Consider the following 13,723-nt stretch of genomic DNA (forward strand, 5'->3'; position numbering starts at 1 on the left):
AGCATCATATCTGTAGCAATTCTAGTACTTCTTCCCAAGTCAACTTGGAAACGACTTCATCATCAGAGTTGATCACTTTCTTTACAAGGCTCTTTTTCCTGTTTTGGAGAGTTAGAATTTTTTCCTCAATGGTATTTAACGTAACTAGCTTATACGAAGACACTGAGCGATTCTGTCCTATGCGATGTACCCGATCTGTAGCTTGATTTTCTACAGCGGGATTCCACCACATATCATAGTGAATCACGGTGTCCGCACCAACGAGATTTAATCCTGTTCCTCCTGCCTTTAAAGAAATCAAGAAAACTAGCAGCCCTGGATCTTCATTAAACTGGTTGACTATTTCCAATCTGTTCTTGGTGGAACCATCTAAATAAACAAAGCGCACTCCACGAGCTTCTAAGTCTTTTTTTATGATGCTTAACATCTTAGTATATTGACTAAAGAGAACTGTCTTATGTCCTGTCTCAACAAGAGAAGAAAGAAGGTCCATAAGCAAGTCATACTTTGCAGAATCACCCGGTTCAGGCACATCTTTTGCAAAAATAGCTGGATGACAACAAATTTGTTTTAGACGTGTAAGTGTTGCAAGAACATGGATATGTATACGATCAAATCCTTCTTGTTTAACTAAACGAGAAAGTTCTTTTTTAGCTGAAGCAGCATAAGAATGATATAGCTCTTTCTGAGAGTCTGTAAGGTGACAATGATATAGAATTTCTGATACAGGAGGTAAATCTTCCAATACGTCTTCTTTCATACGACGAAGAATGAACGGCGCCACCTTCTTCTTCAAAGCAACCATATTATCGGTCTTATTCCCCATATAGTTGCCTGTGCGGATATATTTTCCAACAAAGCGATCATAACTGCTTAATAAACCAGGCATTAAGAAGTCGAAGAGACTCCATAATTCTTCAAGAGAATTTTCAATTGGAGTACCTGTTAAGATTAATCGATGTCCCGAACGAATCATTTTTACAGATTTTGCATTACGCGTCGTGCGGTTCTTAATATGATGAGCTTCGTCTAAAACTACATAGTCAAAGACAAAATCCTTATAAATATCGATGTCTTTTTGCAGTAGGTTGTATGAGGTAATGGCAACATCATAATCTGATAAAGCAGCTAGCTGTCTACGTCTATGAGAAGGAATCCCATCAACTATCATAGTTTTGAATTCCGGATTGAACTTACGGAATTCTTCTTTCCAGTTATATACCAAAGATGTTGGGCAGACAATTAGAGAGCATCCCTTTCCCTTCTCTAATCTACTTTGTGTAATAGCGATGATCGCTTGTAAAGTTTTCCCAAGACCCATGTCGTCAGCAAGAATACCATTTAAATGCATTCTTCTAAGACGTTCTAGCCAATGAATTCCTTCTGTTTGGTAGCTACGTAATGTAGCTTGTATTTGCTTAGGAACAGCTTGGAAATCAAAAGCGACTTCTCCACGAATTTGCTTTTGTATTTCAGCAAGTTTATCCGTCATTTTAAAATTGACTGGTAAACCTTTGAATAGTTCAGGAGAAATCCCTGTTAAACTCCACAAAGGACATTTTTCTACAAAGTCATCAAGAACTTTAAAGCCTATTTCATTAAAAATCTGAATAACTGGAGAAATTTTTTCTAAATCTAAAACTAAAATACACGGGAGTTTTGCAGAACCAGGAGTTCTACCTCTTCGAGGAGTTTTTACATTACGCCCTCGCTTCGGCAACTCTAGGAAACGTTTTTTAGCGCTTATACAATCCCAAAGCAAGTCTAAGCTAATTCCCTTCAACAAACCATTAACTTTAAGCTCAGCTTCATAAGTATTAATTTCAGAACTTTCCTTAAAGGAAAGGTCAAAGACAGTTTCATCATAAATAAACTGATCAGAGAGAGTCTCAGGACAATTAAACGTTATCCTATGCTGATTATTAGGAATCGTTTCCGTCATAAACTCTACGATTTTCTTCTCACTTTTTACATGGAAGGCACCATCACGCTCATCATAAATAAAGCCTGAGAAAACCTCCTCTATGATCTTACGTTCTTCAACAAGATTCCTAGCCAAGATTCCATCGTCACGAATAAATGCACGAATATCTTGGTATTTTAAAGAAAAAGAAGCAGCTGGGATTGTGAGTGAATCATAGATAAAATGTAATTTCGCCTCTAATTCGCCATCTAAATAACTTATGTTACAGACACCACGAACATCCTCAATATAAGGCAGGGTGATAAAGGAGTTTAGAACTTCAACGTTAGAAACTTCAGCATATTCCTTAAACACAGGAAGAGCGTTCTCTCGGAAAGAACCGAATAGAGCTTCCGGAATAGTAATATCTCGTAGCCTTGAAAAAGAACGTAAATGCGCGCGTCGAATTTGGGGTGCGAAATGATGGTAAACGTTATTGTGAATGATTCCAGGAACATTAGATTCTAAGAGAATCGCTTGCTCAGGCTGAAGAGTTTCATCGTCCACAAGGATTAACGGGGTCATTAACAATGCTTTATAGGGAGTATCGAAAAAATCTAAATCAAACTTCATCGTAGCTGGTGAAACCGACCAATATAAGGGCTCTTCAAGGTTCCCACAAAACATCCCTGAAAAACTTTCTTTCTCTCCAGCTTGTCCTCCCCCACGGTCTGCCATTTGATGTTCATACATTTTTGCTAAAATTACACCTAGCGATGTTAATGTAAGATAAGCAGATTTTAATAATTTTTCTTCAGGAGCTTGATTCGCATAACGAACATAGCGAATCAACAAATCTATAAGCTTGCGATCAGAAGCATTGAAAGATTGCATTGTGAAAAAGAAACGACGTCCATTAAGGATAATCGGCTCTTGATATAAAACTCCTTCAAGAAATGTTTTAATATTTGAAATATAAAAAGGTTTAGAACGTCCAGGAAGGCGTAAAACTAGTTGGAATTCAACATGCTGATTTGGACGAAATACTTCATCATTGGAAGCAACAAATAAAACAGCAAGTTCTGCGGAATTCTTCTCCAAATATTCTTGAGGAAGGAAAAATGGATTCGCGCTTAATACATTCGCTGCGTGAACGTACTCACTCAAGATTTCTTTTTGATGAGCTCGGTCTTTTCTTTCTTCTTCTCTACTGGCTGCAACAACAAAAGTTTCCTGAAGCTCTTTTTTTACTTCTTCATTTATCTCTTGATTGGTATCTAAATTGGCCTCTTGAGAGTAAGCCACCACCATTTCATTAAAATACTTTTCTAGATAAAACAGTAATGCAACTATGTGCTGGCAATCATAATTATATGAGCAATCACAGTTAGAATCTATAGTATCTGATTTCGATCGATCTACTTCTATTTCACATTCATATACGTTGTCATATAAGCCTCGAATCTGCGCTCCTATACACACCGATTCCCCATTCATAGACAGGATTTTCGCATTAATCACAGCTCCTTGGTCAAAAAGTTCCTTGCCATCCTGCAAAATGTTAGCTGTAAAATCCCTTCGTAATTTGCGAAAATTGAGCATTTCTCCTCTAAATTATAGAGTTCTGATTGAATCAGCTTACTTGTACCTGTTTACCCATGCTAAATCAATGAAAAATTTTATCAGGCCTTTTCTCTTGTATTTTAGCCTGTGTTTTTGCACTAACTATTACTACTGTAGTTGACTAGTCGTTGATAAAAACTCATCAAATATCTAGAATATCACTTTTCTTGCGGGTGTAGCTCAGTGGTAGAGCGCCACGTTGCCAACGTGAAGGTCGTGAGTTCAAGCCTCATCACCCGCTTTTCCTTCCAGAAAAGCTTCAAAAGGTAGTCTTGTGTCGCGAAATTTTTCTAATGAGCAATTTTCTATTAATTTAGAAGAACAGTCAGGGTGCGTTGTTTCTGCTGTAGTAAAAACCACACCGCAACTCTTAGATAAACTTCATAAACAGGCTATAAAAAAAATAAAGAAAGACGTTGTTCTATCAGGATTCCGCAAAGGTAAAGCTCCTGATGACATCATTGTTTCTCGCTATCCTAGCCAAGTAACAAGAGAATTAAATCAACTATTGATTCAATCAGCTTACCAAGCTTTATCTACTGTCGGAGATCGCCGACCTCTTTCTCCACAAGCTATCAAGTCTACATCTGTAACAAAAGCAGATCTAACCGAAGGTGGGCAAGTAGATTTCACTTATGAAGCTTTTCCTGTGATTGCTGATATCTCTTGGGACAAATTATCACTAGCAAAAGAAACTCCTATAAAAGATATCACCGATGAAGAAATGGAAAAGGGATTACTGAACATCTCTTATTTTTTCGCCACAAAAACTCCTGTAACTCGTCCTTCTCAAGAAGGGGATTTCGTATCCCTATCTCTTTATGTTTCCAAACAAGACGAAGAAAGAGCCTCTACACCAATCTTTGAAAATAAATATTTCAAACTTTGCGAAGAAGAAATGACTGATTCTTTTAAAGCCAAATTTTTAGGCATTTCTGCAGGTCATCGCGTTACAGAGATCATCACCTCTCCTGACATCCAATCATTTTTAAATGGAGATGTTCTAACTTTTACTGTTAATGCAGTCATTGAGGTTGTTGCTCCAGAACTTGATGACGAGAAGGCTCGTCAGCTACAAGCTGAATCCTTAGAAGATCTAAAGAAAAAACTACGCATTCAATTAGAAAATCAAGCAAAAGATAAACAACATCAACAATGCTTTACTGAAGCAGAAAATGCTCTAGCAAATATTATAGATTTTGATCTTCCGACATCTATGCTAGAAGATCGTTTAGCGATGCTAACAAGAGAAAAATTACTCAATGCTCGTTTGATTCAATATTGTTCTGATGAAGAACTAGAAGATAAAAAATCAGATTTATTACAAGAAGCAGAAGCAGAAGCTAAAAAAACTTTAAAATTATTTTTCTTAGCAAACAAGATTTTCACGGATGAAAAGCTTGTGATTAGCCGTGAAGAGCTTCAATATATGATGGATGTTTGTTCTAGAGAGCGTTACGGCATGCAACCCCCTCGAGATATATCCAACGAAGCTTTGCAAGAACTAGTGATGGCAGCTCGCGATCGTCTAACTTATCATAAAGCCATGGAAACAGTTCTATCCAAAGCAAAAGAATTAGCGACAGCACCCTCTGCGTAATTTAGCTAGAGGAAAACACTTGACCCAAGAAAGTCTTAAACATAGAATTCAACATTTTAATGCAGAGGCTTGTTTCCAAGCAAAAAAGCATAAAAAATGAATTATGTGTATTGTTGGAATTGCTTTTGCGCATCTTATATATATGCGGGAAAGAAACTATTTTGAGAGGAAATGCAAATGACATTGGTGCCTTATGTGGTCGAGGATACAGGTCGTGGCGAACGCGCCATGGATATTTACTCGCGTCTTTTAAAAGATCGCATTGTAATGATTGGTCAAGAGATTACAGAACCTCTCGCAAATACTGTCATTGCCCAATTACTTTTCCTAATGTCTGAAGATCCTAAAAAAGATATTAAAGTTTTCATTAACTCTCCTGGCGGATATATCACAGCAGGACTAGCTATTTATGATACTATTCGTTTCTTAGGTTGCGACGTGAATACTTATTGTATAGGTCAAGCAGCTTCTATGGGAGCTCTTCTACTTTCTGCAGGAACTAAAGGTAAACGTTATGCTTTACCTCATAGTCGAATGATGATTCACCAACCTTCGGGAGGGATTATAGGAACTTCTGCGGATATTCAGCTACAAGCTGCAGAAATTTTAACACTGAAAAAACACCTCGCTAACATTCTTTCCGAATGTACAGGACAACCTGTAGAAAAAATCATAGAAGATTCTGAGAGAGATTTCTTTATGGGAGCTGAGGATGCTATTTCCTATGGTCTAATTGATAAAGTGGTCTCTTCAGCAAAAGACACGAAAGATAAGGATACTATCTCCTAGAGAGTCATTATGAACAAAAAAAATCTCACCATTTGCTCTTTTTGTGGGCGTTCTGAAAAAGATGTAGAAAAACTTATAGCAGGTCCATCTGTCTATATTTGTGATTACTGCATTAAGTTATGCTCAGGGATTTTAGATAAGAAACCTACCTCGACTCCATCATCAGGCGCATCTACAGAAACAACGCCTCAACATTCGGATCTTCAAGTTCTTACTCCAAAAGAAATCAAAAAACATATCGATAAATATGTTGTAGGACAGGAAAGAGCAAAAAAAACCATAGCTGTAGCGGTATATAATCATTACAAACGTATACGGGCTTTATTGAGCAACAAACATGTAAGCTATGGAAAATCTAATGTGTTACTCTTAGGACCTACAGGATCAGGGAAAACCCTTATTGCTAAAACCTTAGCAAAAATTTTAGATGTGCCATTTACAATCGCTGATGCGACAACCCTTACCGAAGCCGGCTATGTCGGTGAAGATGTGGAAAACATTGTCTTAAGATTATTACAAGCCGCTGATTACGACGTTGCTAGGGCAGAGCGTGGAATTATTTATATTGATGAGATCGATAAGATTGGTAGGACTACAGCTAACGTTTCTATTACTCGTGATGTTTCCGGTGAAGGTGTTCAACAAGCTCTATTAAAAATTATAGAAGGTACCACTGCTAATGTTCCTCCTAAAGGAGGACGTAAACATCCTAATCAAGAATATATCCGTGTAAATACTGAGAATATTCTTTTCATTGTTGGCGGTGCTTTCGTTAACTTAGATAAGATTATTGCCAAACGTTTAGGGAAAACTACAATCGGATTTTCTGATGATTTAGGGGATTTCTCACAGGAAGATCGCGATCATTTGCTTACTAAGGTAGAAACAGAAGATCTCATTGCTTTCGGTATGATTCCTGAATTCGTTGGTCGATTCAACTGTATTGTTAACTGTGAAGAACTCTCTTTAGATGAACTTGTCGCTATTCTTACTGAACCTACAAATGCAATTGTAAAACAGTATATCGAGCTATTTTCAGAAGAAAATGTGAAGTTGATATTCGAAAAAGATGCCCTATATGCTATAGCAAAAAAAGCTAAGCTGGCAAAAACTGGCGCCCGCGCCTTAGGTATGATCTTGGAAAATCTACTCAGAGACCTGATGTTTGAGATTCCTTCCGATCCTACAGTAGAGGCTATAAGGATTCAAGAAGACACAATCTTAGAGAATAAAGCACCAGTGATTATCAGAAGAGCCCCAGAAGCTATAGCTTAAATTCCTTCTCTTCTTTATTTAGGGATGTAATGACAACGATCGCCCTAGAAGCTGCAAAAAAAATTCTCTTAAAATTGCGTAATGCAGGTTACCAAGCATACTTTGTTGGTGGTTGTGTTCGCGATATGCTCATGGGGAAACCCATAGAGGAGATTGATATTGCAACCAGCGCACCCCCAGTCATCGTCTCCACTATTTTTACTGATACTTTAGCATTAGGTGCCGCCTTCGGTATTATCGTCGTTAAAGAAGACAATCGGCTATTTGAGGTAGCCACATTCCGTAGTGATGAAAATTATGAAGATGGGCGTCATCCCGAACGCGTTGTATTCTCATCGATGAAAGAAGACGCTCTACGTCGAGATTTTACAATAAATGGAATGTATTACGATCCTTTCGAAGAAAAACTCTTTGATCTTGTTGAAGGAAGAAGAGATCTTGAAAAACGCGTCGTCCGAGCCATCGGTCATCCTAAATTACGTTTCGCCGAAGATAAACTTCGTATACTACGAGCTATACGTTTTAGCTCTTCATTAGATTTTGCTCTAGACCCAGCTACAGAACGCGCTATTATTAAGGAAGCCCCGACTCTAGTAAATTCCGTATCCCCAGAAAGAATCTGGCAAGAACTAAGGAAAATGCTGAAAAACCGTCCCTATGAAGCTCTATCCTTATTGATAAAGCTAAAAATCATTACTGTTATTTTCCCTGAGCTTCGCGATGTTCCCCCCAGTTTATTACGAATAAACATCGAATTTGCTAAAAGACTTAATCCGATAGAATTTCCCGAAATTTGCTTTCTACTTCCCCTATTTCAAGGGGTTAGTGAAGAAGCCGCTTGCGTAGCATTCACGCGTTTACGGGTGTCAAATAAAGATTTAAAACTTATACAACTTTGGTACCAAGCTCTTCCACAATTCCAAAACATCAGTAATAATCGTGTTTTTTGGGCACATTTTTTAGCCTCACCAACAGCCCATCTGTTTCTATCCTTGTTTTCAGCGATCCAAAAAGATCCTTGTAAACAGCAGAATTTCATCGCTCGCGTTCAAGAATTAGAAACACGCTTAGAACAATTCATTCTAAGAATCAAAACTTCTTCACCTCTGGTTTCTGCTCCAGACCTTATTTCTAGAGGGATTGTACCAGGTCGACTACTCGGAGATCTTTTAAGAGAAGCTGAGATATTGTCTATAGAAAACGAATGTCATGACAAAGAAAAAATTTTATTGCTTCTGAAGGAAAAAGGCTTCTGGAAGTAAGATTTATCTTAAAATAAACTTTTCCCTTAAACACTCAATCGATTTTATTTCTTTAGATTTAATTTTTTAGCTTTTATCATTTTCTTTGTAATTATTCAAAACTGAGATTAATTGGCTTATCATGCTACGGATTGCTATCTTAGGAAGACCCAACGTTGGGAAATCTTCTCTTTTCAATCGCATGTGCAAACGATCTTTGGCTATTGTTAACTCCCAAGAAGGGACTACACGAGATCGCCTATATGGAGAGATTCGTGGATGGAGTATCCCTGTACAAGTAATCGATACTGGGGGAGTTGATAAAGATTCCGAAGACCACTTCCAAAAGCACATCTACAAGCAAGCTTTGGCGGGTGCTAATGAAGCGGATATTTTACTTCTTGTTGTTGATATTCGCTGCGGAATTACAGAACAAGATGCTGAACTTGCTAAACTACTTCTTCCTTTAAAAAAGCCTCTTATTCTTGTTGCGAATAAAGCTGATACTTTTAAAGATGAACATCGCATTCATGAATTATATAAAATAGGAATCTCTGAGATTCTTACTGTATCAGCAAGTCACGATAAACATATTGATAGACTTTTAGACAGAATTAAAACTCTTGGTAATGTTCCTGAACTTATAGAAGAGTCTTCAGAAGAAGAGGTCGAAGAGGAAACAGCCTCCTTGATTGAGACGTTATCTGAAGAACCTCTATCAGACTACGAAGAAGAAGAAATCCCTTTCCCCACAGCATCAGCAACAGACAAACCTTTAAAAATTGCTCTCATTGGTCGTCCTAACGTAGGCAAGTCCTCTATCATTAATGGATTATTAAATGAAGAGCGTTGCATCATCGACAATATACCAGGGACAACTCGCGATAACGTTGACATTCTATATTCTCATAACGATCGTTCGTATTTATTCATAGATACTGCCGGTCTAAGAAAAATGAAAAGCGTAAAAAACTCTATAGAATGGATATCTTCGTCTAGGACAGAGAAAGCTATAGCACGCGCTGACGTTTGCTTATTAGTTATCGATGCCATGCATCACCTATCTTCTTACGATAAACGTATTCTTTCTTTAATATCCAAACACAAGAAGCCCCATATCATCCTTGTTAACAAATGGGATTTGATTGAAGGGGTGCGTATGGAGCATTATATCCGCGACTTACGCGCCACTGATGTTTACATCGGTCAATCTAGGATTCTTTGCATATCTGCAGCAACAAAACGCAATCTACGACATATCTTTTCATCTATTGATGAGCTCTATGAAACAGTATCTAGTAAAGTCCCCACACCTGTTGTTAATAAAACACTCGCCTCAGCGCTACAAAGACATCACCCTCAAGTAATTAACGGAAGAAGATTGCGTGTTTACTATGCTATTCATAAAACAGCAACACCCTTCCAATTCTTATTATTTATTAATGCAAAATCATTATTAACTAAACATTACGAGTGTTATTTAAAAAATACTTTAAAATCATCTTTTAATTTATACGGGATACCTTTTGATTTAGAATTCAAAGAAAAAACGAAAAGAACAAATTAATTTGTTTAAAAAATGAAATATTATTATTACAAAATAATAATAACAAATTAATTATTTCTTGGAGACTTTAACCATGAACCATGATCATTATGATGCATCAGAAGCTGATTACCACCACTCACTCGATGAGCTTCTTTACCAATCAGAAGAAGCTTTCTCTTTGGATAAATACCAAGAAACTGGAGTTTATGTTGAAGAAGACAAGGAGAATGGTGATCTCCTTATAGTTCTTGGAGAATCCATCTTGAAAGGCGTTATACGCCAATTCTATATTAGTGATGATAACCATGCTTATACGCGTAGTTGTCTGACAGGAGACTGGGAGTTATGGTTTAATATCCCCCCAAAAACAATAGAAAGCAAAACTTATGACTTCAACTCTCTATTAGAATCCGACTTCCTTCTTACTACAAATGTAGAAACATTTGTAAACGCTCCTGAAGATTTCCCAAAGGGATCAGAATCCTTAAATAATATCATTATTTGTATGACAACTCGCAATCGAGATCATCACGTACAATTTCTGATTGGGGATAATCACAGAACATTTTGGATACGCCATCACGACGCACATGTATGGTCTGAGTGGTCCACATTTATTTAAAATAATGAATTAGAAAGGGAAAAGGCTGGAAGCTAGCCCAGCCCTAAAAGCTTTTTTATTCGTCATCAGAATCACTGATAACTGTTAGTTCCATAGGACCAAAGTTCTCATCATTTTGGAATGATGTAGCAACAACGGGAATTACGTTTTGAGGCCGCTGTTCTCTAGTCATAGTTAATTCTAGACGGAATAGATGTTTTACAATAGCAATACGAATGTCACGAACAAGGCTTTCAAATAATAAGAATGATTCGTGTTTAAATTCAATTAAAGGATCTTTCTGACCAACGGTACGTAAACCTACTTCACTACGGAGTAGATCCATATCCACAAGATGAATTTTCCATTGTTCATCGATATGCATAATCATTACTGAACGTATAATATCTTTACAGATACCATTAGCATCAACGTCGTCTCCAGCAGCTGTGGTGATTTCTTCTATCATAGAAGAAAACTTATTGTGGAAAACTCCAATCAAATCATCTGCAACCTTTTCTGCAACAGCATCTAAAGTATTTAATCTGCGTAATTCCTCAAGATTCAACTTTAGAGGGAAAGAGTAATTCATCCATTCTTCTAAAGTAGGAAGAGAGTGGCCTGTAGGATGACTACGACTTATGATCAATGAAGCTATCATCAGTGACACATGGTATATCGATTCCTTAGCTAAGGTAAAGATATCCTCAGAACGTATAACCTCATTACGAAAAGCATAAATAGTCTGTCTCTGCTTATTCATAACATCGTCATACTCAAGAGTATGCTTTCGAATTGTATAGTTTCTTGCTTCAACACGCTTTTGAGCAGTCTCAATTAGCTTATTAAACATAGGATCCGACATAGCCTCTCCTTCAGGAGGACGGAAATGTCGAATCAATGCGTTTAATTTTGGCGAAGCAAATAAACGCATTAAACGATCTTCAAAAGATAAGAAGAACTTAGCAGCACCGGGATCTCCTAAACGTGCACAACGTCCACGTAATTGCCTATCAATACGTCGCGACTGATGGCGACTTGTACCGATGACATGGAGACCACCAACAACCACAGCTTCCTGATCTAGCTTAATATCTGTACCACGACCTGCCATATTTGTAGCGACAGTAACAGCACCTAGCTTCCCAGCTGCTGCAATAATCTCTGCTTCTTGAGCGTGATTTTTTGCATTTAAGACTGTATGCTCTATACGATTCTGTTTCAAAATACGAGAAAGTTTCTCAGAAACCTCAACAGATTCTGTCCCTATAAGAATTGGATTACCGTCTTTATGTATACGGGCAATTTCATTAACAATCGCATGATACTTTTCACGCTCTGTCATATAAAATTCATCATTATGATCTACACGTAAGCATGTTTTAAATGTAGGCACTTGCAGAACATATAGATTATATATCTCTTTAAATTCTTTAGATTCAGTAATTGCCGTCCCAGTCATACCTGCAAGTTTTTCATAAAGACGGAAGAAATTCTGTAAAGTTACTGTCGCAAAAGTTTGTGATTCTTTACGGATAGTTACGTGTTCTTTTGCTTCTATTGCTTGATGAAGACCTTCGGAAAAACGACGACCTGGTTGTGGGCGACCTGTATGTTCATCAATAATGACAATTTGATCATCACGGACTATATAGTCCACGTCGCGTTCCATAAGCAATTGTGCTCTCAACAACTGTCGTAAACCGTGAGCTCGAGCTTTTCTTTGAGTATCTTCTTCTGAAACGGCTATTTTTCTATTAATTTTATCTGTTGGAGAGAGAGAGTCATCGCCATCTATGAGAGCATATTCGTGTCCCATATCCATCATAACGAAGTCTTCAGCAGAACCTCCGGCTTTATCAACCCACTGTTGCATGCCGCGATCTGTCAATTCAAAATCATTATTGTGTTCATCAACAATGATATAAAGTTGAGACAGTTTTTCAATACTCTCTTCTTTATTTTGTTCAGCGTGATAATAAGTATCCCACTTATCAATCATAGCTCGCAAATCAGGGTGTTCGCGCACTCTACGCAAAACACGATTTAAAGGCATACCCTTACTAACTAGCCATAAACTACGGCAAAATTCAGAAATGCCTTCGATAACTTTCTTATCCTTAGGAAGGATATCCATATCCAAGAACAGTTCTAATCCTCGTCTAGCTTCAAGAGCTAAATGATTACATAGTTCTCTTTGCAATTGAACTAATTCAGCAACTTTATCCTTAAGCTCGAAATAAACGGGATTATGCTTTTCTCCTGGTCCAGAAATAATTAAAGGAGTTCTTGCTTCATCAATTAGAATAGAATCCACTTCATCAATAATAGCGAAATAAAATCCACGACCTACCTGATCATCAACAGAAGTTGCTATAGAATTATCCCTGAGATAATCGAATCCAAACTCTGATGCTGTACCATAGACAACATCACAACGATAGATTTCCTTTCGTTTTTCTAAAGGTGAGCCGGATATCAATACTCCGGTAGTTAAACCTAACCAACGCAATATAGAGCCAACCCATTCACAATCTCTTTGAGCAAGATAATCGTTAACTGTGACCAAATGCACAGGCTTGCCTGTTAAAGCATTTAAATACAGCGGCATAACTGCAGTAAGAGTTTTTCCTTCTCCTGTCTGCATCTCAGTAATAAAGCCCTTGTGCATAGCTATAGCACCAAGAACCTGAACATCGTAAGGAACCATGTCCCAATTTTGATGATAACCGGAAACTTCTACCGGAGTCCCAGTCAAACGTCTACATACATTTTTAACAACGGCATAGGCCTCAGGAAGCATATCGTCTAAGGATTCCCCTTCCTGGTAGCGCTTTTTTAACTCTACTGTTTTATTACGCAACTCCTCATCAGACAAAGGGGCGAGCATCTCATCATAGAGATTGACCTTATCCACAAGTTTTTGAAATTTTTTTAAGGTACGCTCTTGAGAAGATCCAAAGAAACGTTTAAGAAAATCTAACATACGTCGCTTAATTCAATATAATTGCTTGGAAAATAATCTATTAATTCCTACGAAAACTCATCTGTCAATACCATACTCGATTCTAATGAATAAAAGGAACAAAAGTTCCCTTACTTATATTCTTCTTCCTCCTGAACAGGAGACAAAAAACTTTTG

Annotated in this window: 8 protein-coding genes and 1 tRNA gene; 7 read left to right on the forward strand and 2 right to left on the reverse strand. The window is 37.5% G+C overall.

Features of this window, described 5'->3' with window-relative positions:
* Nucleotides 1-4: 4 nt before the first annotated feature.
* Nucleotides 5-3,505: a DEAD/DEAH box helicase gene (locus H9Q19_RS01900; protein WP_213241728.1), complete on the reverse strand. Its 3,501-nt coding sequence runs from the start codon at nucleotides 3,503-3,505 to the stop codon at nucleotides 5-7.
* A 190-nt stretch (nucleotides 3,506-3,695) separates the two neighbouring features.
* On the opposite strand from H9Q19_RS01900, the gene H9Q19_RS01905 reads away from it, so the two are divergent.
* The 7 genes from H9Q19_RS01905 (at nucleotide 3,696) to H9Q19_RS01935 (ending at nucleotide 10,602) form a co-directional block, all read left to right on the forward strand.
* Nucleotides 3,696-3,767: transfer RNA gene (locus H9Q19_RS01905), tRNA-Gly, on the forward strand.
* A 33-nt stretch (nucleotides 3,768-3,800) separates the two neighbouring features.
* Nucleotides 3,801-5,126, forward strand: coding sequence for a trigger factor (tig, locus tag H9Q19_RS01910; RefSeq protein WP_213241730.1), 1,326 nt, complete (start codon nucleotides 3,801-3,803; stop codon nucleotides 5,124-5,126).
* A 177-nt stretch (nucleotides 5,127-5,303) separates the two neighbouring features.
* The gene (locus tag H9Q19_RS01915; RefSeq protein ID WP_006343578.1) at nucleotides 5,304-5,915 is read left to right on the forward strand and encodes an ATP-dependent Clp protease proteolytic subunit; all 612 of its coding nucleotides are present in this window, start codon (nucleotides 5,304-5,306) and stop codon (nucleotides 5,913-5,915) included.
* A 9-nt stretch (nucleotides 5,916-5,924) separates the two neighbouring features.
* Entirely contained in the window at nucleotides 5,925-7,190 is a 1,266-nt protein-coding gene (gene clpX / locus H9Q19_RS01920; RefSeq protein WP_213241732.1) for an ATP-dependent Clp protease ATP-binding subunit ClpX, read from the forward strand.
* Between the two features lie 29 nt (nucleotides 7,191-7,219).
* Nucleotides 7,220-8,452, forward strand: coding sequence for a CCA tRNA nucleotidyltransferase (locus H9Q19_RS01925; RefSeq protein ID WP_213241734.1), 1,233 nt, complete (start codon nucleotides 7,220-7,222; stop codon nucleotides 8,450-8,452).
* A gap of 121 nt (nucleotides 8,453-8,573) precedes the next feature.
* Nucleotides 8,574-9,998, forward strand: coding sequence for a ribosome biogenesis GTPase Der (gene der / locus H9Q19_RS01930; RefSeq protein WP_213241736.1), 1,425 nt, complete (start codon nucleotides 8,574-8,576; stop codon nucleotides 9,996-9,998).
* 73 nt (nucleotides 9,999-10,071) lie between these two features.
* Nucleotides 10,072-10,602 carry a hypothetical protein gene (locus H9Q19_RS01935; RefSeq protein WP_213241739.1) on the forward strand — a complete coding sequence of 177 codons (531 nt, stop codon included), beginning with the start codon at nucleotides 10,072-10,074 and terminating at the stop codon, nucleotides 10,600-10,602.
* Between the two features lie 55 nt (nucleotides 10,603-10,657).
* Here the strand turns inward: H9Q19_RS01935 and secA are convergent, their stop codons facing one another.
* Complete coding sequence (secA, locus tag H9Q19_RS01940; RefSeq protein ID WP_213241741.1) at nucleotides 10,658-13,567, reverse strand: preprotein translocase subunit SecA; 2,910 nt, start codon at nucleotides 13,565-13,567, stop codon at nucleotides 10,658-10,660.
* Between the last annotated feature and the right edge of the window lie 156 nt (nucleotides 13,568-13,723).

Origin of the sequence: Chlamydia crocodili (assembly GCF_018343815.1) — a bacterium.
GTDB classification, from domain to species: domain Bacteria; phylum Chlamydiota; class Chlamydiia; order Chlamydiales; family Chlamydiaceae; genus Chlamydia; species Chlamydia crocodili.

Bases quoted from the DNA above. Each gene is read 5' to 3' on its own strand.
- clpX (WP_213241732.1), top strand. From the start codon at position 5,925: ATGAACAAAAAAAATCTCACCATTTGCTCTTTTTGTGGGCGTTCTGAA.
- H9Q19_RS01935 (WP_213241739.1), top strand. From the start codon at position 10,072: ATGAACCATGATCATTATGATGCATCAGAAGCTGATTACCACCACTCA.
- H9Q19_RS01915 (WP_006343578.1), top strand. From the start codon at position 5,304: ATGACATTGGTGCCTTATGTGGTCGAGGATACAGGTCGTGGCGAACGC.
- secA (WP_213241741.1), bottom strand. From the start codon at position 13,567: ATGTTAGATTTTCTTAAACGTTTCTTTGGATCTTCTCAAGAGCGTACC.
- H9Q19_RS01900 (WP_213241728.1), bottom strand. From the start codon at position 3,505: ATGCTCAATTTTCGCAAATTACGAAGGGATTTTACAGCTAACATTTTG.
- der (WP_213241736.1), top strand. From the start codon at position 8,574: ATGCTACGGATTGCTATCTTAGGAAGACCCAACGTTGGGAAATCTTCT.
- H9Q19_RS01925 (WP_213241734.1), top strand. From the start codon at position 7,220: ATGACAACGATCGCCCTAGAAGCTGCAAAAAAAATTCTCTTAAAATTG.